The following is a 23,024-nucleotide window of genomic DNA, read 5'->3' on the forward strand; positions in this document are numbered from 1 at the left end:
CTAACCGCAAAGCCGACGATCTGACGCCCCGACTGGTTCGGGGCTTTTTTTTGCCGGTTTTACCCAGTTCGTTTTTCACACCTTGAAATGACTGACCAGCTGCTGCAACTGGTTACCCAGGCGCGCCAGTTCGATGCTGGAGGCTGCGGTTTCTTCGCTGGCCGAGGCGGTCTGTTCGGACACATCGCGCACGCTCAGGATACTGCGGCTGATTTCCTCGGCCACCGAGCTTTGTTGCACCGCGGCGGCGGCAATCTGTTGGTTCATGGCCTGAATGCCGGAAATCGCCTGGGTGATGCTACCCAGGGATGTGCCGGCTTTGGATGCCAACGCCACGCTGCTGTCGGTCAGTTCGCGGCTATTTTGCATGATAGTCGATACCTGGCGCGTGCCGTTCTGCAAGCCCGCCACCAGGCTTTCAATCTCTTCGGTGGAATGCTGGGTACGCTGGGCCAACCCACGTACTTCGTCGGCGACCACGGCAAAACCGCGCCCGGCGTCACCCGCGCGAGCGGCCTCAATGGCGGCGTTAAGGGCCAGCAGGTTGGTCTGCTCGGCCACCGCCCTGATCACGTCCATGATCTTGCCGATGCGCCCGCTTTCTTGTTCCAGCTCGTTCATGGCCTCGACCGAGCGCCCGACCTCGCTGGCCAAGCGCTCGATCTGAACGATGGCTTGCGCGACCACTTGGTCGCCAATACGGGCTTGGGCATCGGCCTCCGATGCGGCTGCGCGAGCTTGTTCGGCGTTACGCGCGACTTCATGCACAGTGACCGACATCTCGTGCATGGCGGTCGCCACCTGGTCGGTCTCGGTCTTCTGACTATTGACCCCGGCACTGGTCTGCTCGGTGACAGCCGATAGCTCTTCGGCGGCACTGGCGATTTGGGTGACGCCGTCGCGGATGCCACCGATCAGGTCGCGCAAGGTGATGCCCATGCGCTGTATACCCTGCTGCAACGCACCCAGCTCATCACGACGGGTCACGACCATGTGTTGCGTGAGGTCGCCCGCCGCAATGCGATCGACCACAGCCAATGTGTCCTGCAACGGCCGCGTAATCTGGCGGGTGATGATCAAGGCGGCCAAAATCCCCAACAACATCGCCAAGGCAGTACAGCTCAGTTGCAGGAGGCGAGCCTGGGCGCTGTCTTCGTCCCGGGAGACCAGTTGGCTGGCATACATTTCGTCAGTCAGACGGGTGATGGCTTCACCCAAATCGACAGTGTCCTGCACCGCCTTGCCAATGGCCTGATTACTGGCGGTGAAGTCCTGCACCGAACGGCGGTAAGCAATCAGCGCACTGTCCAACTGCTTGATGGTGTCGGCATAGGTCGGGCCGAACGCGCCGTTGAGGGCTTCGATGCTCTTGAGCGCATTTTCGAGCTGGCGGGTGGCGGCTTGTTCGGTGGCGCTGTTGGGGTTGCCGGTATAGCCACGCACCTCATAACGCACCAGCGCCACGTCTTCTTTGGCCTTGAGGATGAGCTTATAAAGGTCAAAGCGGCGCTCATCCGAGGCAGGCATCGCTTCTACGTCAGTGATGACCTTGGCAATCAGCGCGGCGCCCTTGACCGCATTGACGCCCATCTCCTTGCGCATGGCTACGTCGTTGCGATAAGCCTCGCGCATCGTATTCAGTGCCACTTGATACTGTGTGCTGGCCTGCTCGATCAGCGCAAGTTTCTTCAGGTTGTCAGGTTTTCTCAACTCGTTTGCGAGGCTTTTTTGCTGGGCGACAAACTGCTCCAGCGACGCCTGGATCAATGCCCCCTTTTGCTCATCGCCCCTGTCCAACTGGTACTGCAAGCGAGCCCTGCGCAGGTGATCGAGACGGTTGCCGAGCTCGGTAATGCTGGTCATTCGATCCGTACGCTCGATCATTTTTCCCAGGCTGAACCAGCCGGTCGCGGCGAGGATAACGGTCAGAATCAGCACAACGGCAAAACCCAAAGCCAGCTTGAGCATAACGCTCATATTCGCGATCCAAGAGTTCATGACATTCCTTTGGTAATCAGCCGCGAACGATGAAAACTGACGCGGTTTATCTGAGAAGGGGCGAGAATCCAATCAATATTGATGTATATGATTAGATGAATGAGCCGCAAAGATAGCCATTTGCCACCAATCCTTCAAGGCTTTAACTCCGGCCTCACGTCGATTTTTGCTCGCAAAGCGGTGTCGCTCAAACGCGGAAAATCCCTTGGTCACAAGTCCTGAGCTGGCTCACTGATCGACATTGAGCTGACGACTCTCGGTTTTTTCAGCCGTTTTTTTTGAAGCAACCTACTCTGTAAGAGCTAGCCTGCATCTGTGGGAGCCAGGCTTGGCCGCGACGAACGATAAGGCAGTCTGCCTCGGGACCGCCTTGCCGGCATCGCGAGCAAGCTTGGCTTCCACAGGAGCAGTCCCTCATGCCGATTCAACCTTCACCGAGCCCTCCCTCACCAAACTTGGTCGCACTGATAGAAAAATTGATCGAACGCAGTATTGGGCAGTCCGAAAAGGAGTAAAACGTGCGGCGCTGACAATTGCAGTAGCGGCGATCTAAGACAGTCTCTGGGGCACAACACTAAGTGCACCGTAGACAGACCGCCACAGATAATAATAATTATCATTTGGAAGTCATTATCATTGTTGCATTCCGCACGAAATATTATTGATGAATAGCCGGCCAACGCCCACGGGGCCGGGGCCGCAGGGTCCTGGGGGAGCGCTATGTCCTTATTCCAATAAATAATTTCGCTATAGGAATTTTACTTGCCCGGTGTTTAGCCATAAAATCACCGCGATTGATTGCTGCGACATATCGTCACTGCGTTATTTCATTCAAGCTCAGAGACCTTTGCTCTCTGTTAAGGATTTCCAGCATGTCCGAAGCGACAGGACTCATGGCCCACAATTGGGGCTTTGCCATTTTCCTTCTGGGCGTTGTTGGCCTGTGTGCTTTCATGCTCGGTGTGTCGAGCCTGCTTGGGTCAAAAGCCTGGGGCCGCAGCAAAAATGAACCGTTCGAGTCCGGCATGCTACCCACCGGTGGCGCCCGCTTGCGGCTCTCAGCCAAATTCTATCTGGTCGCGATGCTGTTCGTGATCTTCGATATCGAAGCCCTCTTTCTCTTTGCATGGTCTGTGTCCGTCCGCGAAAGCGGCTGGACCGGATTCGTCGAAGCGCTCGTTTTCATAGCAATTCTGTTGGCAGGTCTTGTCTACCTTTACCGGGTGGGGGCACTTGATTGGGCTCCGGAAGCTCGGCGCAAGCGGCAAGCGAAGCTGAAACAATGAGGCTTTGGCAATGCAATACAATCTCACCAGGATCGACCCCGATGCTCCTAACGAGCAGTATCCGATTGGCAAACGGGAAACCGTCGCCGATCCGTTAGAAGATCAAGTCCACAAGAACATCTTCATGGGCAAGCTCGAAGACGTGCTGAACAGCACGGTCAACTGGGGTCGCAAGAACTCCCTGTGGCCGTACAACTTCGGCCTTTCGTGCTGCTACGTGGAAATGACCACCGCCTTCACGGCGCCCCACGACATCGCGCGCTTTGGCGCCGAGGTGATCCGGGCATCGCCGCGCCAGGCGGATTTCATGGTTATCGCCGGTACCTGCTTCATCAAGATGGCGCCGATCATCCAGCGTCTCTACGAGCAAATGCTCGAGCCCAAGTGGGTCATCTCCATGGGTTCGTGCGCCAACTCCGGTGGCATGTACGACATCTACTCTGTCGTTCAAGGGGTGGACAAGTTCCTGCCCGTGGACGTCTACGTGCCCGGCTGCCCGCCTCGCCCTGAAGCGTTCCTGCAAGGCTTGATGCTGTTGCAGGAGTCGATTGGCCAGGAGCGTCGCCCACTGTCCTGGGTCGTTGGCGATCAAGGCGTCTATCGCGCCGAGATGCCGTCGCAAAAGGAACAGCGCCGCGAACAGCGTATCGCAGTCACCAACCTGCGCAGCCCCGACGAAGTCTGATCCAGCTCTGCTTCTGTACAAGAAACGAGAACCTGGCTTCATTCTTTACGTTGACCGAAAGCGATAAATAACCATGACTACAGGCAGTGCTCTGTACATCCCGCCTTACAAGGCAGACGACCAGGATGTGGTCGTCGAACTGAACAACCGTTTTGGCCCCGAGGCGTTCACCGCCCAGCCGACCCGTACCGGCATGCCGGTGCTTTGGGTCGCCCGCGCCAAACTCGTCGAAGTCCTGACTTTCCTGCGCAACCTGCCCAAGCCGTACGTCATGCTCTATGACCTGCACGGCGTGGACGAGCGCCTGCGCACCAAGCGTCAAGGGCTGCCCGACGGCGTCGACTTCACCGTGTTCTATCACTTGCTGTCGATCGAGCGTAATAGTGACGTAATGATCAAGGTCGCCTTGTCCGAGAGCGACCTCAGCGTGCCGACCGTGACCGGCATCTGGCCGAACGCCAACTGGTACGAGCGTGAAGTGTGGGACATGTTCGGGATCGACTTCCCCGGCCACCCGCACCTGTCGCGCATCATGATGCCGCCGACCTGGGAAGGTCACCCGCTGCGCAAGGACTTCCCGGCCCGCGCCACCGAGTTCGACCCGTTCAGCCTGTCCCTGGCCAAGCAACAGCTCGAGGAAGAAGCCGCGCGCTTCAAGCCCGAAGACTGGGGCATGAAGCGCTCCGGGGCGAACGAGGACTACATGTTCCTCAACCTCGGTCCGAACCACCCTTCGGCCCACGGTGCGTTCCGCATCATCCTGCAACTGGACGGCGAAGAGATCGTCGACTGCGTTCCGGACATCGGCTACCACCACCGTGGCGCCGAGAAAATGGCCGAGCGCCAGTCCTGGCACAGCTTCATCCCGTACACCGACCGTATCGACTACCTCGGCGGCGTGATGAACAACCTGCCGTACGTGCTGTCGGTGGAGAAACTGGCCGGGATCAAGGTGCCGGAGAAGGTCGACGTCATCCGCATCATGATGGCCGAGTTCTTCCGCATCACCAGCCACCTGCTGTTCCTGGGTACCTACATCCAGGACGTCGGCGCCATGACCCCGGTGTTCTTCACCTTCACCGACCGCCAGAAGGCCTACACGGTGATCGAAGCCATCACCGGTTTCCGCCTGCACCCGGCCTGGTACCGCATCGGTGGCGTGGCCCACGACCTGCCCCGCGGCTGGGAAAAGCTGGTCAAGGACTTCGTCGAGTGGATGCCCAAGCGCCTGGACGAATACACCAAGGCCGCCCTGCAGAACAGCATCCTCAAGGGTCGTACCATCGGGGTCGCCGCCTACAACACCAAGGAAGCCCTGGAGTGGGGCGTCACCGGTGCCGGCCTGCGTTCCACCGGTTGCGACTTCGACCTGCGCAAGGCCCGTCCTTACTCCGGCTATGAAAACTTCGAATTCGAAGTCCCGCTGGCGGCCAACGGTGACGCCTATGACCGCTGCATGGTTCGCGTCGAGGAAATGCGTCAGAGCATCAAGATCATCGACCAGTGCATGCGCAACATGCCGGAAGGCCCGTACAAGGCGGATCACCCGCTGACCACGCCGCCGCCCAAAGAGCGCACGCTGCAACACATCGAGACCCTGATCACGCACTTCCTGCAGGTTTCGTGGGGCCCGGTCATGCCGGCCAACGAATCCTTCCAGATGATCGAAGCGACCAAGGGCATCAACAGTTATTACCTGACGAGCGATGGCGGCACCATGAGCTACCGCACCCGGATTCGCACCCCAAGCTACCCGCACCTGCAGCAGATCCCTTCCGTGATCAAAGGCAGCATGGTCGCGGACTTGATCGCGTACCTGGGTAGTATCGATTTCGTTATGGCCGACGTGGACCGCTAAGCATGAACAGCACGCTTATCCAGACAGACCGTTTCGCCCTGAGCGAAACCGAGCGCTCGGCCATCGAGCACGAGCTGCATCACTACGAAGACCCGCGCGCGGCGTCGATCGAAGCCCTGAAGATCGTCCAGAAGGAACGTGGCTGGGTGCCCGACGGCGCGCTCTACGCCATCGGCGAGATCCTCGGCATCCCGGCCAGTGACGTCGAAGGCGTCGCCACTTTCTACAGCCAGATTTTCCGTCAGCCAGTAGGCCGCCACATCATTCGCGTCTGCGACAGCATGGTCTGCTACATCGGCGGCCACGAATCGGTCGTCAGCGAGATCCAGGGCAAGCTGGGCATCGGCCTGGGCCAGACCACCGCCGACGGCCGCTTCACCCTGCTGCCGGTGTGCTGCCTGGGCAACTGCGACAAGGCACCGGCGCTGATGATCGATGACGACACCTTCGGTGACGTCCAGCCAGACGGCGTCGCCAAACTGCTGGAGGGCTACGTATGACCCTGACTTCCTTCGGGCCCGCCAACCGCATCCAGCGTTCGGCCGAAACCCATCCCCTGACCTGGCGTCTGCGTGACGACGGCGAAGCGGTGTGGCTGGACGAGTACCAGGCCAAGAACGGCTACGCCGCCGCGCGCAAGGCCTTCGCCGACATGGCCGGCGACGACATCGTCCAGACCGTGAAAGACTCCGGCCTCAAGGGCCGGGGCGGCGCGGGCTTCCCCACGGGCGTGAAGTGGGGCCTGATGCCCAAGGACGAATCCATCAACATCCGCTACCTGCTGTGCAACGCGGATGAAATGGAACCCAACACCTGGAAGGACCGCATGCTGATGGAGCAGCTGCCCCATCTGCTGATCGAAGGCATGCTGATCAGCGCCCGTGCGCTGAAGACCTACCGTGGCTACATCTTCCTGCGCGGCGAATATACCACCGCCGCCAAGCACCTGAACCGTGCCGTGGAAGAAGCCAAGGCCGCGGGCCTGTTGGGCAAGAACATCCTGGGCTCCGGTTTCGATTTCGAGCTGTTCGTCCACACCGGCGCCGGGCGCTACATCTGCGGTGAAGAAACCGCGCTGATCAACTCCCTGGAAGGCCGCCGCGCCAACCCACGTTCCAAGCCGCCCTTCCCTGCCGCCGTCGGCGTGTGGGGCAAGCCGACCTGCGTGAACAACGTCGAGACCCTGTGCAACGTGCCGGCGATCATCGCCGACGGCGTGGACTGGTACAAATCCCTGGCCCGCGACGGCAGCGAAGACATGGGCACCAAGCTCATGGGCTTCTCCGGCAAGGTCAAGAACCCCGGCCTGTGGGAACTGCCGTTCGGCGTCACCGGTCGCGAACTGTTCGAAGACTACGCTGGCGGCATGCGCGACGGTTACAAGCTCAAGTGCTGGCAGCCCGGCGGCGCCGGTACCGGTTTCCTGTTGCCGGAACACCTGGACGCCCAAATGTACGCCGGCGGCATCGCCAAGGTCGGCACCCGCATGGGGACCGGCCTGGCCATGGCGGTGGACGACAGCGTCAACATGGTCTCGCTGCTGCGCAACATGGAAGAGTTCTTCTCCCGTGAGTCGTGCGGCTTCTGCACCCCTTGCCGCGATGGCCTGCCGTGGAGCGTCAAGCTGCTGCGAGCCATTGAAAACGGCGAAGGCCAGCCCGGCGACATCGAGACCCTGCTGGGTCTGGTGGGTTTCCTCGGCCCAGGCAAGACCTTCTGTGCTCACGCACCGGGTGCCGTGGAGCCGTTGGGCAGCGCGATCAAATACTTCCGCCCTGAATTCGAGGCCGGCATCGCGCCAACCCGCGCGGGCGACCTCAATCAGGTGGTCACGCCGACCATGGTCGGCGCATAACGACGCTTTAAAAGGCGCAGGGTCCGTGCCCTGCGCCTTTCGTCCGATGACGCCTTTTACCCAGGCTGTTTGGATTCGGACGAACAACAAGATTCCATTAGCCACGCCCGCTGACACCGGGCCAACGAAGAACTTTGAACCATGGCCACTATCCACGTAGACGGCAAAGAGCTCGAAGTCGATGGCGCAGACAACCTGTTACAGGCATGTCTGTCGCTGGGCCTCGACATTCCTTATTTCTGCTGGCACCCCGCCCTTGGCAGCGTTGGCGCTTGTCGCCAGTGCGCAGTCAAGCAGTACACCGACGAAAACGACAAGCGCGGTCGGATCGTCATGTCCTGCATGACCCCCGCCACCGATGGCAGCTGGATCTCCATCGACGACGAAGAAGCGAAAGTGTTTCGCGCCAGCGTCGTCGAATGGCTGATGACCAACCACCCTCACGACTGCCCGGTCTGTGAGGAAGGCGGCCACTGCCACCTGCAAGACATGACGGTGATGACCGGCCACAACGAGCGCCGTTATCGCTTCACCAAACGCACCCACCAGAACCAGCAATTGGGCCCGTTCATTTCCCACGAGATGAACCGCTGCATCGCCTGCTACCGCTGCGTGCGTTTCTACAAGGACTACGCCGGCGGCACCGACCTGGGCGTATTCGGTGCCCACGACAACGTGTACTTCGGTCGCGTCGAAGACGGCACCCTGGAAAGCGAGTTCTCCGGCAACCTCACCGAGGTCTGCCCGACCGGTGTGTTCACCGACAAGACTCACTCCGAGCGCTACAACCGCAAGTGGGACATGCAGTTCTCGCCGAGCATCTGCCATGGCTGCTCCAGCGGCTGCAACATTTCCCCGGGCGAGCGCTACGGTGAATTGCGTCGCATCGAAAACCGCTTCAACGGTTCGGTGAACCAGTACTTCCTGTGTGACCGTGGCCGTTTCGGCTATGGCTACGTCAACCGCAAGGATCGCCCACGCCAGCCGCAGCTGGCGGGCGGCGCCAAGCTGAGCCTGGACGAAGCGCTGGACAAGGCCGCAGAGCTGCTGCGCGGTCGCAACATTGTCGGCATCGGTTCGCCACGGGCCAGCCTGGAAAGCAACTACGCCCTGCGTGAACTGGTCGGCGCCGAGCACTTCTACAGTGGCATCGAAGCCGGCGAGTTGGAACGCATCCGCCTGGTGCTGCAAGTGCTCAAGGACAGCCCGCTGCCAGTGCCGACGATGCGCGACATCGAAGACCACGACGCGGTGTTCGTCCTTGGCGAAGACCTGACCCAGACCGCCGCCCGCATGGCCCTGGCCCTGCGCCAGTCGGTCAAGGGCAAGGCCGAGGACATGGCCGACGCCATGCGCGTGCAGCCGTGGCTCGACGCCGCCGTGAAGAACATCGGCCAGGATGCGCTGAACCCGCTGTTCATCGCCAGCCTCGCTGAAACCAAGCTCGACGACGTGGCCGAAGAATGTGTCCACGCCGCTCCGGACGACCTGGCCCGCATCGGTTTCGCCGTGGCCCACGCCCTGGACGCCAGCGCCCCGGCCGTCGACGGCCTGGACAGCGAAGCGGCCGCCCTCGCCCAACGCATCGCCGACGCCCTGCTGGCGGCCAAGCGCCCCTTGATCATCGCCGGTACCTCCCTGGGTTCCAAGGCACTGATCGAAGCCGCCGCCAACATCGCCAAGGCCTTGAAGCTGCGCGAGAAGAACGGCTCCATCAGCCTGATCGTGCCGGAAGCCAACAGCCTCGGCCTGGCCATGCTCGGTGGCGAATCGCTGGACGCCGCCCTGCAAGCGGTGATCGACGGCAGTGCCGACGCCATCGTCGTGCTGGAAAACGACCTATACACCCGCACCGACAACGCCCGGGTGGACGCCGCCCTGAACGCCGCGAAAGTGGTGATCGTCGCCGACCATCAGAAAACCGCCACCACCGACCGCGCCCACCTGGTGCTGCCGGCGGCGAGCTTCGCCGAAGGCGACGGTACGCTGGTCAGCCAGGAAGGTCGCGCCCAGCGTTTCTTCCAGGTGTTCGACCCGACTTACCTGGACGCCAGCATCCTGGTCCACGAAGGCTGGCGCTGGCTGCATGCCCTGCGCGCCACCCTGCTGGACCAGCCGATCGACTGGACACAACTGGACCACGTCACCGCCGCCGTCGCTTCGAGCAGCCCGCAACTGGCGCGCATCGTCGATGCCGCGCCATCGGCCTCGTTCCGCATCAAGGGCCTGAAACTGGCACGCGAACCGCTGCGCTACTCCGGTCGCACCGCCATGCGCGCCGACATCAGCGTCCACGAACCACGCACCTCCCAGGACAACGACACTGCGTTCTCGTTTTCCATGGAAGGCTACTCGGGCTCCGCCGAACCGCGCTCGCAAGTGCCGTTCGCCTGGTCCCCGGGCTGGAACTCGCCGCAAGCCTGGAACAAGTTCCAGGACGAAGTCGGTGGTCACCTGCGTGCAGGTGATCCGGGCACCCGCCTGATCGAAAGCCAGGGCGATGGCCTGAGCTGGTTCGCCAGCGTGCCACGCGCCTTCAACCCGGCACCGGGCACCTGGCAGGTCGTGCCGTTCCATCACCTGTTCGGCAGCGAAGAGAACTCTTCCAAGGCCGCACCGGTGCAGGAACGCATCCCGGCCGCCTACGTGTCGCTGGCCAAGTCCGAAGCCGATCGCCTGGGCGTCAACGACGGCGCCCTGCTGAGCCTGAACGTGGCCGGCCAGACCTTGCGTCTGCCGCTGCGCATCAATGAAGAACTGGGCGCCGGCCTGGTGGCCCTGCCGGCTGGCCTGGCGGGTATTCCACCGGCGATTTTCGGCAAAACCGTCGACGGTCTGCAGGAGGCAGCGCAATGAGCTGGTTCACCCCTGAAGTGATCGCTGTGATCCTGACGGTCCTCAAGGCCATCGTGATCCTGTTGGCCGTGGTGGTCTGCGGCGCGTTGCTGAGCTTCGTCGAACGTCGCCTGCTGGGCTGGTGGCAGGACCGCTACGGTCCGAACCGCGTTGGCCCGTTCGGCATGTTCCAGATCGCCGCCGACATGATCAAGATGTTCTTCAAGGAAGACTGGACACCACCGTTTGCCGACAAGGTGATCTTCACCCTGGCACCGATCGTGGCCATGAGCGCCTTGCTGATCGCCTTCGCGATCATCCCGATCACCCCGACCTGGGGCGTGGCGGACCTGAACATCGGCCTGCTGTTCTTCTTCGCCATGGCCGGCCTGTCGGTGTATGCGGTGCTGTTCGCCGGCTGGTCGAGCAACAACAAGTTCGCCCTGCTGGGCAGCCTGCGGGCCTCGGCCCAGACCGTGTCCTACGAAGTGTTCATGGGCTTGGCGCTCATGGGCATCGTGATCCAGGCCGGCTCGTTCAACATGCGTGACATCGTCGAGTACCAGGCCCAGAACCTGTGGTTCATCATTCCGCAGTTCTTCGGTTTCTGTACCTTCTTCATCGCGGGCGTAGCCGTGACTCACCGTCACCCCTTCGACCAGCCGGAAGCGGAGCAGGAACTGGCCGACGGTTACCACATTGAATATGCCGGCATGAAATGGGGCATGTTCTTCGTGGGTGAATACATCGGCATCATCCTGATCTCGGCACTGCTGGTGACGCTGTTCTTCGGTGGCTGGCACGGTCCGTTCGGCATCCTGCCGCAACTGTCCTTCGTCTGGTTCGCCCTGAAGACCGCGTTCTTCATCATGCTGTTCGTCCTGCTGCGCGCCTCGATCCCGCGCCCACGCTACGACCAGGTGATGGACTTCAGCTGGAAATTCTGCCTGCCGCTGACCCTGATCAACATGCTGGTGACCGCTGCGATCGTTTTGATGAACGCGCCTGCGGCCGCGGTTCAGTGAGGATTTGACCCATGTTCAAATATATTGGCGACATCGTTAAGGGTACCGGTACCCAACTGCGAAGCCTGGTCATGATCTTCGGCCATGGCTTTCGCAAGCGCGACACCCTGCAATACCCGGAAGAGCCGGTCTACCTGGCGCCCCGTTACCGTGGCCGCATCGTCCTGACCCGCGACCCCGACGGCGAAGAACGTTGCGTGGCCTGCAACCTGTGCGCCGTGGCATGCCCGGTGGGGTGCATCTCGCTGCAGAAAGCTGAAACCGAAGACGGTCGCTGGTACCCGGACTTCTTCCGCATCAACTTCTCGCGCTGCATTTTCTGCGGCCTCTGCGAGGAAGCCTGCCCGACCACCGCGATCCAGCTCACGCCGGATTTCGAAATGGCCGAGTTCAAACGTCAGGACCTGGTTTACGAGAAAGAAGATCTGCTGATTTCCGGTCCCGGTAAAAACCCTGATTACAACTTCTATCGTGTTGCAGGTATGGCCATTGCCGGTAAGCCAAAAGGCGCCGCGCAGAACGAAGCCGAACCGATCAACGTGAAGAGCTTGCTGCCTTAAGGAAGAAAGATGGAATTCGCTTTCTATTTCGCATCGGGTATCGCGGTGGTGTCCACGCTTCGTGTGGTCACCAACACCAACCCCGTGCACGCCCTGCTCTACCTGATCATTTCGCTGATCGCCGTGGCCATGACCTTCTTCGCCCTCGGCGCGCCGTTCGCCGGTGCCCTGGAAGTGATCGCCTACGCCGGCGCCATCATGGTGCTGTTCGTGTTCGTGGTGATGATGCTCAACCTCGGCCCGGCCGCGGTCCAGCAGGAACGCTCCTGGCTCAAGCCCGGCATCTGGGCGGGGCCGGTGATCCTGTCCGCCCTGCTGCTGGGTGAACTGCTGTATGTGCTGTTCGCTCACCAGAGCGGCCAGGCCATCGGCCACACCACCGTAGGCGCCAAGGCCGTGGGCATCAGCCTGTTCGGTCCTTACCTGCTGGTGGTCGAACTCGCCTCGATGCTGCTGCTTGCCGCAGCCGTCACGGCGTTCCATTTGGGCCGTAACGAGGCGAAGGAGTAATCACATGCCTGCTATCCCTCTCGAGCATGGTCTGGCGGTTGCCGGCATCCTGTTCTGTCTCGGTCTGGTCGGCCTGATGGTCCGCCGCAACATTCTGTTCGTGCTGATGAGCCTGGAGGTCATGATGAATGCCTCCGCCCTGGCCTTCATCGTCGCGGGCGCTCGCTGGGCCCAGCCGGATGGACAGATCATGTTCATCCTGGTGATCAGCCTGGCAGCCGCCGAGGCCAGTATCGGCCTGGCGATCCTGTTGCAGCTGTATCGCCGCTTCCACACTCTCGATATTGACGCTGCCAGCGAGATGCGCGGATGAACCTTCTCTTCCTGACTTTCATATTTCCTCTTGTCGGTTTCCTGCTGCTGTCGTTCTCCCGTGGACGCTGGTCGGAAAACCTCTCGGCCGTGGTTGGCGTGGGCTCCATCGGCCTGTCTGCCATCGTCACGGCCTACGTGATCTGGCAATTCAACGTCGCCCCACCGGAAGGTGGCCGGTACGTGCAGGTGCTGTGGCAATGGATGGCGGTGGAAGGCTTCACGCCGAACTTCGCCCTGTACCTGGACGGCCTGTCGGTGACCATGCTCGGCGTGGTGGTCGGCGTGGGTTTCCTGATCCACCTGTTCGCCTCCTGGTACATGCGCGGCGAAGCCGGTTACTCGCGCTTCTTCGCCTACACCAACCTGTTCATCGCCAGCATGCTGTTCCTGGTGCTCGGCGATAACCTGTTGTTCCTGTACTTCGGCTGGGAAGGCGTGGGCCTGTGCTCGTACCTGTTGATCGGTTTCTACTACAGCAACCGCAACAACGGGAACGCCGCACTCAAGGCGTTCATCGTGACCCGGATCGGCGACGTGTTCATGGCCATCGGCCTGTTCATCCTGTTCCAGCAGTTGGGCACGCTGAATATCCAGGAACTGCTGGTCAAGGCACCCGAGCACTTCAAGGTCGGTGACTTCTGGATCGTCCTGGCGACCCTGATGCTGCTGGGCGGTGCCGTTGGTAAATCCGCGCAACTGCCGCTGCAGACCTGGCTGGCGGACGCGATGGCCGGCCCTACACCGGTCTCGGCACTGATCCACGCCGCGACCATGGTGACCGCCGGTGTCTACCTGATCGCCCGTACCCACGGCCTGTTCGCCCTGGCGCCGGACATCCTGCACCTGGTGGGCATCGTCGGTGGCGTGACCCTGGTCCTGGCCGGTTTTGCCGCCCTGGTGCAAACCGACATCAAGCGCATCCTCGCCTACTCGACCATGAGCCAGATCGGCTACATGTTCCTGGCCCTGGGCGTCGGTGCCTGGGAAGGCGCGATCTTCCACCTGATGACCCACGCCTTCTTCAAGGCCCTGCTGTTCCTGGCGTCCGGTGCGGTGATCGTGGCCTGCCACCACGAGCAGAACATCTTCAAGATGGGCGGCCTGTGGAAGAAACTGCCGCTGGCCTACGTCAGCTTCATCGTCGGCGGCGCGGCCCTGGCGGCCCTGCCGCTGGTCACCGCCGGTTTCTACTCCAAGGACGAGATCCTCTGGGAAGCGTTCGCCAGCGGTAACCAGGCGCTGCTGTATGCCGGCCTGGTCGGTGCGTTCATGACCTCGCTGTACACCTTCCGCCTGATCTTCATCGCGTTCCACGGTGAAGCCAAGACCGAAGCCCACGCCGGCCACGGCATTGCCCATTGGCTGCCACTGTCGGTGCTGATCGTGCTGTCGACCTTCGTCGGCGCCCTGATCACCCCACCGCTGGCCGATGTGCTGCCGCAAAGCGTCGGCCATGCTGGCGGCGAAGCCAAGCACAGCCTGGAAATCGCCTCGGGTGCCATCGCCCTGGCGGGTATCCTGCTGGCCGCCCTGCTGTTCCTGGGCAAGCGTCGTTTCGTCACGGCGATCGCCAACAGCGGCATCGGGCGCTTCCTTTCGGCCTGGTGGTTCGCCGCCTGGGGCTTCGACTGGATCTACGACAAACTGTTCGTCAAGCCATACCTTGCGATCAGCCACATTCTGCGCAAAGACCCGCTCGACCAGACCATTGGCCTGATCCCGCGCATGGCCAAGGGTGGTCACACCGCCCTCAGCCGTACCGAGACCGGTCAACTGCGTTGGTATGCGGCTTCCATGGCGGCTGGCGCCGTGCTGGTTATCGGCGCCATCGTGCTGGTAGCGGTCTGATATGAACCTTGCGAACTTGCGAAAGGAAACGAGCCCGTCATGATTCTGCCCTGGCTAATCCTGATCCCCTTCATCGGCGGCCTGCTGTGCTGGATCGCGGAGCGCTCCAGCTCCACGCTCCCGCGCTGGATTGCGCTGCTGACCATGTCCCTGGAACTCGCGCTCGGCCTCTGGCTGTGGGCGACCGGCGACTATTCATTTGCACCGGCCCCTGGCGCCGATCCGACCTGGGCACTTGAGTTCAAGCACGCCTGGATCGCGCGCTTCGGCATCAGCGTGCACCTGGCCCTCGACGGCCTGTCGCTGCTGATGATCCTGCTGACCGGCCTGCTGGGTATCCTCTCGGTCCTCTGCTCCTGGAAAGAGATCCAGCGTCATGTCGGTTTCTTCCACCTGAACCTGATGTGGATCCTGGGCGGTGTCGTCGGCGTGTTCCTGGCGCTGGACCTGTTCATGTTCTTCTTCTTCTGGGAAATGATGCTGGTGCCGATGTACTTCCTCATCGCGCTCTGGGGTCACAGTTCTTCGGACGGCAAGAAAACCCGGATCTACGCGGCGACCAAGTTCTTCATCTTCACCCAGGCGTCCGGCCTGATCATGCTGGTGGCAATCCTTGGCCTGGTACTGGTCAACTTCAACAACACCGGCGTGATCACCTTCAACTACGCCGACCTGTTGAAAGTGCAGATGTCCAAGACCACCGAGTACGTGCTGATGCTCGGTTTCTTCATCGCCTTCGCGGTGAAGCTGCCGGTGGTGCCGTTCCACTCCTGGCTGCCGGACGCCCACGCCCAGGCGCCGACCGCCGGTTCCGTGGACCTGGCCGGTATCTTGCTGAAAACGGCGGCCTACGGCCTGCTGCGCTTTGCCCTGCCACTGTTCCCCAATGCCTCGGCCGAGTTCGCGCCGATTGCCATGACCCTGGGCCTGATCGGGATTTTCTACGGTGCGTTCCTGGCGTTCGCCCAGACCGACATCAAGCGCCTGATCGCGTTCTCCAGCGTTTCGCACATGGGCTTCGTGCTGATCGGGATCTACTCCGGCAGCCAGCTGGCCCTGCAAGGTGCGGTGATCCAGATGCTGGCCCACGGCCTGTCGGCCGCCGCACTGTTTATCCTCAGCGGTCAGTTGTACGAGCGCCTGCACACCCGGGACATGCGTGAAATGGGTGGCATCTGGTCGCGCATCGCCTACCTGCCGGCCATCAGCCTGTTCTTCGCGGCGGCCTCCCTGGGCCTGCCGGGCACCGGCAACTTCGTCGGCGAGTTCCTGATCCTGATCGGTTCGTTCGTCAGCGCGCCGTGGATCACGGCGATTGCCACCTCCGGCCTGGTGTTCGGTTCGGTCTACTCGCTGATCATGATCCACCGCGCCTACTTCGGTCCGGCCAAGTCGGATGAAGTGTTGCGTGGCATGGACGGTCGCGAACTGATCATGGTGCTCGGCCTTGCGGTGCTGCTGGTTTACCTCGGCGTGTACCCGCAACCGTTCCTCGACACCTCTGCCGCCACGATGCATGGCGTGCAGCAGTGGCTCGGCACCGCCTTCTCTCAACTCGCTTCGGCCCGGTAAGAGCGCTATGGAATTCACGATTCAACACTTTATCGCGCTTGCGCCGCTGTTGATCACCAGCGCCACGATCATCGTGGTAATGCTGGCGATCGCCTGGCGGCGCAATCACTCGCAGACCTTCCTGCTGTCGGTGGCGGGGCTGAACCTGGCCTTGCTGTCGATTTTGCCGGCCCTGAAAGTCGCGCCACTGGCGGTCACGCCGCTGATGCAGATCGACAGCTTCGCCTGCCTCTACATGGCGTTGATCCTGGTCGCCACCCTGGCCTGCGTCACCCTCGCCCACGCCTACCTCGGCGATGGCGGTTCGGGTTACCCGGGCAACCGCGAAGAACTGTACCTGCTGATCCTGATGGCCGCCGCCGGTGGCCTGGTGCTGGTCAGCGCGCAGCACCTGGCCAGCCTGTTCATCGGCCTGGAACTGCTGTCGGTACCGGTCTACGGCCTGGTGGCCTACGCCTTCTTCAACAAGCGCTCCCTGGAAGCCGGCATCAAGTACATGGTGCTGTCGGCGGCCGGCTCCGCGTTCCTGTTGTTCGGCATGGCCCTGCTCTACGCCGAAGCCGGCACCCTGAGCTTCGTCGGCATCGGCCAGGCCCTGGCGGCCACCGGCCTGCCTAGCCCGATCGCACAACTGGGCCTGGGCATGATGCTGATCGGCCTGGCGTTCAAGCTGTCGCTGGTCCCGTTCCACCTCTGGACCCCGGACGTCTACGAAGGCGCCCCGGCGCCGGTGGCGGCGTTCCTGGCCACCGCATCGAAAGTGGCGGTGTTCGCGGTCATGGTGCGGCTGTTCCAGATCTCGCCCGTGGCCAGCAGCGGTGTGCTGAGCAACGTGCTGACCATCATCGCCATCGCGTCGATCCTGTTCGGTAACCTGCTGGCACTGACCCAGAGCAACCTCAAGCGTCTGCTGGGTTACTCGTCCATCGCCCACTTCGGCTACCTGCTGATCGCCCTGATCGCCAGCAAGGGCCTGGCCGTGGAAGCCATCGGCGTGTACCTGGTCACCTACGTGATCACCAGCCTTGGCGCCTTCGGCGTGATCACCCTGATGTCCTCGCCGTACAACGGCCGCGACGCCGACGCCCTGTACGAATACCGCGGCCTGTTCTGGCGCCGTCCGTACCTGACCGCCGTGCTGACCGTGATGATGCTGTCCCTGGCCGGCATCCCGCTGACCGCCGGCTTCATCGGCAAGTTCTACATCATCGCCACCGGCGTCGAGGCTCACCAATGGTGGCTGGTCGGCTCCCTGGTGCTGGGCAGTGCCATCGGCGTGTTCTACTACCTGCGCGTCATGGTCACCCTGTACCTGATGGAACCGAACCTGCGTCGCCACGATGCCGAGTTGCACTGGGAACAAAAGGCAGGCGGCGTCATGCTGCTGGCCATCGCCGTACTGGCGTTCTTCCTTGGCGTTTACCCGCAGCCGTTGCTGACCCTCGTCCAGCAGGCTGGCTTGATGGGTTGATCGTCCAAGCGTCGTAGTCACTGAAATGCCCGTATCGCGAGATACGGGCATTTTTTTTGCCGATTAAATTACCAACCCTGGCTGATGTTTGAGCCATTGTGGCGAGAGGATCTATCTGTGGGAGCACGGCTTGCTCTCACAAGGGGTGGGATAAATCCCCGGCGCAGCACCTTATTCAATATGATTTATTTTGCTGCCCTGAGGGCCAGAACGAATCACCGCTCAGAAGCGACTGCTTTAGAAGACTGGCTAGCATTGCCAATTGCCAAAGGAGAAATCCGTCATGACAACCCTCGCAAAAACTCGGTCCGTCACCGTTCAGGTCCCGGTGCACCTGGCCGAAAAAGTCGATCTGATGACCGAGAACCTTGGGCGCTCCAGGGACTGGATCGTCAAACAAGCGCTGTCTGCGTGGATAGACCAGGAGGAGGAACGGAGTCTCCTGACTCATGAAGCCTTGGCCGATGTTGACGCTGGCCGAGTGATTGACCACCAGGCAGTCCAGGCTTGGGCCGATAGTCTCAGCGGGGATCGATAACTTCGGCTCGACCCGCCTGATTGCCAAAGCGCAGTGGCTTTTTCCATCCGCAGATCCGCTCAGATGAGTGTCGAGAGTGAAGCGCCGCCGCAGACCATCAGCGCAAAGTGCAACGCGTTTCATACCCGGCTCATGCAGCTTGCACGACACTGAAAATCCTGATCGTCTCAACCCATTGTTTTTAAAGAGTTTTAAAACCCGTCTCGGCTGGCACGGCTGATGCAATTCAACCTTTACGCGGCGTCGGCGCTCAAAGCCTGCCCGCATCCGTGAATTGCCGAGGAGCTACCCATGAATGCCATCGACCTGTTGAAAGCCGACCACGAACGCGTCAAAGCCATCCTGACTCAACTGAGCGAGTCGACCGACCGCGCCGTGAAAAAACGCACCGACCTGTTGGCGAAACTGGAAATGGAAATTTCCATCCACACCCGCCTGGAAGAAGAGATTCTGTACCCGGCTTTCAAACAAGCAGGCGGAAAAGACGAGGCCGAAATGTATTACGAGGCCAAGGAAGAACACCGTACCGTCGACTCGCTGGTGCTGCCGGATCTGAAAACCACCGATCCGACCCAGCCGGAGTTCGCCGGTCGCGTGAAAGTGGTCAAGGAGCTGCTTGAGCACCACATCGAGGAGGAAGAAAAGGAAATGTTCCCCCAAGCGAAAAAACTGCTGGGCAAGGCCAAACTGGACGCCTTGGGCGCGGAAATGGAAACTATGAAGGCGCAATACAAAAAAGAACTGAGCAGCGCCAATCTCGCCGCCTGATCAAAGCGCGGTGGATGCTTCAGCCGTCATGTGACGGCTGAATGCGTTGCGACGCTTTATTGCATCTGTTCACGCAGGAATTCCACAAACGCCTGCACCGGACGCGACCCTTGGCGATGTTGCGGGTAGACCGCCGACAACGCCAAGGGCTCGGTTTCGAACCCCGCCAGCACCTGGATCAACCGACCGTCCTTCAAGGCATCGCCGAGGATGAAGGTGGGCAGGTAGGTGACCCCCATCGCGGCGATGGCCGCGTCCCTGAGCAAATCGCCGTTATTGGCGCGCATGCGTCCGGTGACCTCCAGGGTCAACGGTTTGCCGGCCCCCGCGAAACGCCACTGCACCTGGCGGCTGTGACCATAGGGCAGGCAGTCGTGATGGCGCAGGTCTTCAGGTCGCGTGGGCGTGCCTTTCTGCGCCAGATAGGCCGGACTGGCGCAGTACACCCGCTCGATGGTCGCGATGCGCCGGGCGATCAGCGTCGAGTCTTCCAGCACGCCGATGCGCAGCGCCAGGTCATAGCCCTCCCCCAGCAGGTCCACCGAACGGTCGCTCAGGTCCACCTCGACGCTGACGCCCGGATGGCGCTGCAGAAACAGCGGCAACAGGCTACCCAGGTGCGCCACGGCGAAGGACAGCGGCGCGCTCAGGCGGATGGTGCCGCGGGGCTCACTGGTCTGGCCGCTGATGCCCTGCTCCACCTGTTCGACGTCACTGAGCAGGCGCAGCGACGCCTCGTAATAGCGCTGGCCCAACGGGGTGACGTCCAGCCGGCGGGTCGAGCGATTGAGCAGGCGCACGCCCAGCCGCTGTTCCAAGGCCATGAGCTTGCGGCTGACGAACTGCTTGGACAGCCCCAGCTTGTCCGCCGCGGCGGTGAAGCTGCCCGACTCCATGACCTGGGCAAAGATGCGCATTTCTTCGAAGGGGTTCATTGTCATTCCTGGGGTGGACAGTCAGGGGGATGAGTTGGGCATTGTGGGCGGGGCAAGGCCGGTTGGAAAGGTGTTGGATGGGCTGACGCCATCGCGAGCAAGCTCGCTCCCACAAGGTGCTTGGGGGTACTCGAATCTTGTCATCACCGGGACTCCCTGTGGGAGCGAGCTTGCTCGCGATAGCGGTGGGTCAGCTTGCAGGAACCTGATGCCAGACACAAAAACGCCCGCACAAGGCGGGCGTCATTGAGCATGAACCGCTTACTTGGCTGTCAACGCCGAGTAGCTGTTCATCAGGTTGCGGTAGTTCGGAATGCGCTGGGACAGCAGGTTGCCCAGGCCTTCGATGTCGTTGCGCCAGTCGCGGTGCAGCTCACAAGCCACCGAGAACCAGTTCATCATCTGCGCGCCGGCAGCGGTCATGCGGACCCAGGCGGCTTGCTGCACGGTTTCGTTGAATGTGCCCGAGGCGTCGGTCACGACAAACACGTCGAAACCTTCAGCCAGCGCCGACAGGGTCGGGAACGCCACGCAAACATCGGTGACCACGCCCGCGATGATCAATTGCTTGCGGCCGGTGGCCTTGATCGCCTTGACGAAATCTTCGTTGTCCCAGGCATTGATCTGGCCTGGACGCGGGATGTATGGCGCGTCCGGGAACATTTCCTTGAGTTCCGGCACGATCGGGCCGTTGGGGCCTTGTTCGAAGCTGGTGGTCAGGATGGTTGGCAGTTCGAAGAACTTCGCCAGGTCGGCCAAGGCCAACACATTGTTCTTGAACTCGTTGGGCGAGAAGTCCTGGACCAGGGAAATCAGGCCGGTCTGGTGATCGACCAGCAGGACGACCGCGTCGTCTTTGTTCAGACGGTTGTAGGCGGGAACGTTGCTCATGGGATGACTCCTTTGGGATGGTTTGTGACAAAACCCTGTGGGAGCGAGCTTGCTCGCGATAGCGGAATGTCAGGCGCAGGCGATGTTGAATGTTCCGCCGCCATCGCGAGCAAGCTCGCTCCCACAGGAGAGAATCGGTGCGTTAGTCAGAAGGCAAAACAGGAACAGCCAAACGCGCCCCAGAAACCTTGGAAATCGCTGACCGGGACGTTCGACAGTCGTGCCCGTTCATGGCTATGGGAATGCACCGTGCACGGACCGCTGCACTGGTGGACCTGAGCCTGCAACGGTGAAGTCGGACGCCAGTGCCCCGGGACCTTGACCACCGGCGACCAGTCCGGCAGCACCGGGACGCTGGCCGGGCCGAGTTTTTCGAAATCGCCAGCGGCGTAGACCACCTTGCCGTCCACCACGGTCAGCACCGACTCGATCCACTTGATGGCTTCTTCCTCGACGCTGAAGAAGTCCGCGCTCAGGGCCGCCAGGTCCGCCAGTTGGCCGACCTTGATCTGGCCTTTCTTGCCCTGCTCCGACGAGAACCAGGCACTGCCATGGGTAAACAGTTCCAACGCGGTCAGGCGCGGCAGGCCCTCTTCGTGCAACGAAAGACCACCAACCGTGCGGCCGCTGACCATCCAGTACAACGAGGTCCAGGGGTTGTAGCTGGAGACGCGGGTGGCATCGGTGCCGGCGCCTACCGGCACGCCTTCGGCGAGCATGCGCTTGATCGGCGGCGTGGCTTCGGCGGCCTTGGCACCGTAGCGGTCCACGAAATATTCACCTTGGAAAGCCATGCGGTCCTGGATGGCGATGCCGCCGCCCAGGGCCCGCACGCGTTCGATGTTCTTCGGGGTGATGGTCTCGGCGTGGTCGAAGAACCACGGCAGGCCATTGAACGGAATGTCGCGGTTGACCTTCTCGAACACGTCGAGCATGCGGCTGATGGATTCGTCATAGGTGGCGTGCAGGCGGAATGGCCAGCGCTGCTCCACCAGGTGCCGGACCACCGGCTCCAGGTCCTGCTCCATGCCCGGCGGCAGGTCCGGACGCGGCTCCAGGAAGTCCTCGAAATCCGCCGCCGAGAACACCAGCATTTCCCCGGCACCGTTGTGCCGCAGGAAATCGTCGCCCTGGTGCAGCTTGACACTGCCGGTCCAGTTCTTGAAGTCGCTGAGTTCTTCCTTGGGCTTCTGGGTGAACAGGTTGTAGGCGATGCGCACCGTCAACTGCTGCTCGCGAGCCAACTGCTCGATCACCGCGTAGTCGTCCGGGTAGTTCTGGAAACCGCCGCCGGCGTCGATGGCGCTGGTCAGGCCCAGGCGATTGAGTTCACGCATGAACTGGCGGGTGGAGTTGACCTGGTACTCCAGTGGCAACTTCGGCCCTTTCGCCAGCGTCGAGTAAAGGATCATCGCGTTGGGCCGCGCCACCAGCATGCCGGTGGGCTCGCCCTTGCTGTCGCGCACGATCTCGCCACCCGGCGGGTTCGGCGTGTCACGGGTGTAGCCGGCCACCCGCAGCGCGGCGCGGTTGAGCAAGGCACGGTCATACAGGTGCAACACGAACACCGGCGTATCGGGGGCCGCCTGGTTGAGTTCTTCCAGAGTCGGCATGCGCTTTTCAGCGAACTGGAATTCGTTCCAGCCCCCCACCACGCGAACCCACTGCGGCGTCGGCGTGCGGTCAGCCTGGTCCTTGAGCATACGCAAGGCGTCGGCCAGGGACGGCACGCCTTCCCAGCGCAGCTCCAGGTTGTAGTTCAGGCCGCCACGAATCAGGTGCAAGTGCGAGTCGTTGAGGCCGGGAATGACCGTGCGGCCCTTGAGGTCGATGACCTGGGTCCCGCTGCCCCGCAGGGCCATGGCCTCGGCGTCGGTGCCTACCGCGACGAAGCGCCCCTGGCTGATAGCAACCGCACTGGCGCGAGGTTTCTCACGGTCGACCGTATGGAACTGACCATTAAACAGAATCAGATCGGCGTTCATGGGATTTCCTTCTGAATGGGAAGAGGCAAGCGACAGGCGTGGCCAGAAAGCCGCGGCGGCGCTGAGCAAGGAGCCGGCGGCCAGCAACT

At 61.7% G+C, this 23,024-nt stretch carries 19 protein-coding genes and 1 pseudogene; 15 read left to right on the forward strand and 5 right to left on the reverse strand.

Annotated features, from left to right (window positions below):
- Positions 1-75: 75 nt before the first annotated feature.
- Positions 76-993 carry a methyl-accepting chemotaxis protein gene (locus tag AC515T_RS18775; protein ID WP_496533161.1) on the reverse strand — a complete coding sequence of 306 codons (918 nt, stop codon included), beginning with the start codon at positions 991-993 and terminating at the stop codon, positions 76-78.
- Positions 982-1,998: pseudogene (locus tag AC515T_RS18780) on the reverse strand (methyl-accepting chemotaxis protein); the annotation flags it as partial. The gene AC515T_RS18775 and the pseudogene AC515T_RS18780, both read right to left, overlap by 12 nt.
- Before the next feature lie 872 nt (positions 1,999-2,870).
- On the opposite strand from AC515T_RS18780, the gene AC515T_RS18785 reads away from it, so the two are divergent.
- The 15 genes from AC515T_RS18785 to AC515T_RS18855 all read left to right on the forward strand — a co-directional run bounded on the left by AC515T_RS18785 (position 2,871) and on the right by AC515T_RS18855 (position 19,124).
- Positions 2,871-3,284 carry an NADH-quinone oxidoreductase subunit A gene (locus AC515T_RS18785; RefSeq protein WP_003203367.1) on the forward strand — a complete coding sequence of 138 codons (414 nt, stop codon included), beginning with the start codon at positions 2,871-2,873 and terminating at the stop codon, positions 3,282-3,284.
- A gap of 10 nt (positions 3,285-3,294) precedes the next feature.
- Complete coding sequence (locus AC515T_RS18790; protein ID WP_030141322.1) at positions 3,295-3,969, forward strand: NuoB/complex I 20 kDa subunit family protein; 675 nt, start codon at positions 3,295-3,297, stop codon at positions 3,967-3,969.
- A gap of 73 nt (positions 3,970-4,042) precedes the next feature.
- On the forward strand, positions 4,043-5,827 hold the full coding sequence (nuoC, locus tag AC515T_RS18795; protein ID WP_496529567.1) for an NADH-quinone oxidoreductase subunit C/D: 1,785 nt from the start codon (positions 4,043-4,045) through the stop codon (positions 5,825-5,827).
- 2 nt (positions 5,828-5,829) lie between these two features.
- Positions 5,830-6,327, forward strand: a complete 498-nt coding sequence (gene nuoE / locus AC515T_RS18800) for an NADH-quinone oxidoreductase subunit NuoE (protein ID WP_018609201.1) — start codon at positions 5,830-5,832, stop codon at positions 6,325-6,327.
- Positions 6,324-7,682, forward strand: a complete 1,359-nt coding sequence (nuoF, locus tag AC515T_RS18805; RefSeq protein ID WP_496529568.1) for an NADH-quinone oxidoreductase subunit NuoF — start codon at positions 6,324-6,326, stop codon at positions 7,680-7,682. Before nuoE ends, nuoF begins: the two co-directional genes overlap by 4 nt.
- 141 nt (positions 7,683-7,823) lie before the next feature.
- Entirely contained in the window at positions 7,824-10,538 is a 2,715-nt protein-coding gene (gene nuoG, locus AC515T_RS18810; protein WP_496529569.1) for an NADH-quinone oxidoreductase subunit NuoG, read from the forward strand.
- Entirely contained in the window at positions 10,535-11,542 is a 1,008-nt protein-coding gene (nuoH, locus tag AC515T_RS18815) for an NADH-quinone oxidoreductase subunit NuoH (protein WP_053123213.1), read from the forward strand. Before nuoG ends, nuoH begins: the two co-directional genes overlap by 4 nt.
- Positions 11,543-11,553: 11 nt before the next feature.
- Entirely contained in the window at positions 11,554-12,102 is a 549-nt protein-coding gene (gene nuoI, locus AC515T_RS18820; RefSeq protein WP_003180051.1) for an NADH-quinone oxidoreductase subunit NuoI, read from the forward strand.
- A gap of 9 nt (positions 12,103-12,111) precedes the next feature.
- The gene (gene nuoJ / locus AC515T_RS18825) at positions 12,112-12,612 is read left to right on the forward strand and encodes an NADH-quinone oxidoreductase subunit J (RefSeq protein WP_003180049.1); all 501 of its coding nucleotides are present in this window, start codon (positions 12,112-12,114) and stop codon (positions 12,610-12,612) included.
- A gap of 4 nt (positions 12,613-12,616) precedes the next feature.
- Positions 12,617-12,925: an NADH-quinone oxidoreductase subunit NuoK gene (gene nuoK, locus AC515T_RS18830; RefSeq protein ID WP_003180046.1), complete on the forward strand. Its 309-nt coding sequence runs from the start codon at positions 12,617-12,619 to the stop codon at positions 12,923-12,925.
- Complete coding sequence (gene nuoL / locus AC515T_RS18835; RefSeq protein ID WP_496529570.1) at positions 12,922-14,775, forward strand: NADH-quinone oxidoreductase subunit L; 1,854 nt, start codon at positions 12,922-12,924, stop codon at positions 14,773-14,775. The genes nuoK and nuoL overlap by 4 nt, the downstream gene beginning before the upstream one ends.
- 39 nt (positions 14,776-14,814) lie before the next feature.
- A complete protein-coding gene (nuoM, locus tag AC515T_RS18840; protein ID WP_053123219.1) occupies positions 14,815-16,347 on the forward strand; it encodes an NADH-quinone oxidoreductase subunit M in 1,533 nt (510 codons plus the stop codon).
- Between the two features lie 7 nt (positions 16,348-16,354).
- Positions 16,355-17,818 (forward strand): NADH-quinone oxidoreductase subunit NuoN, encoded by a 1,464-nt coding sequence (nuoN, locus tag AC515T_RS18845; RefSeq protein WP_336072600.1) that lies wholly within the window; start codon positions 16,355-16,357, stop codon positions 17,816-17,818.
- A 283-nt stretch (positions 17,819-18,101) separates the two neighbouring features.
- Positions 18,102-18,356 (forward strand): CopG family ribbon-helix-helix protein, encoded by a 255-nt coding sequence (locus AC515T_RS18850; RefSeq protein WP_305467631.1) that lies wholly within the window; start codon positions 18,102-18,104, stop codon positions 18,354-18,356.
- 291 nt (positions 18,357-18,647) lie between these two features.
- Complete coding sequence (locus AC515T_RS18855; protein WP_496529571.1) at positions 18,648-19,124, forward strand: PA2171 family ribosome-binding persister protein; 477 nt, start codon at positions 18,648-18,650, stop codon at positions 19,122-19,124.
- A gap of 56 nt (positions 19,125-19,180) precedes the next feature.
- Here the strand turns inward: AC515T_RS18855 and AC515T_RS18860 are convergent, their stop codons facing one another.
- The 3 genes from AC515T_RS18860 to AC515T_RS18870 all read right to left on the reverse strand — a co-directional run bounded on the left by AC515T_RS18860 (position 19,181) and on the right by AC515T_RS18870 (position 22,935).
- Positions 19,181-20,059 (reverse strand): LysR family transcriptional regulator, encoded by an 879-nt coding sequence (locus AC515T_RS18860; RefSeq protein ID WP_496529572.1) that lies wholly within the window; start codon positions 20,057-20,059, stop codon positions 19,181-19,183.
- Between the two features lie 261 nt (positions 20,060-20,320).
- Positions 20,321-20,950: an isochorismate family cysteine hydrolase YcaC gene (gene ycaC / locus AC515T_RS18865; protein WP_014337664.1), complete on the reverse strand. Its 630-nt coding sequence runs from the start codon at positions 20,948-20,950 to the stop codon at positions 20,321-20,323.
- A 146-nt stretch (positions 20,951-21,096) separates the two neighbouring features.
- Complete coding sequence (locus AC515T_RS18870) at positions 21,097-22,935, reverse strand: amidohydrolase (protein WP_003203401.1); 1,839 nt, start codon at positions 22,933-22,935, stop codon at positions 21,097-21,099.
- Between the last annotated feature and the right edge of the window lie 89 nt (positions 22,936-23,024).

The organism is Pseudomonas sp. FSO-7, assembly GCF_059579345.1.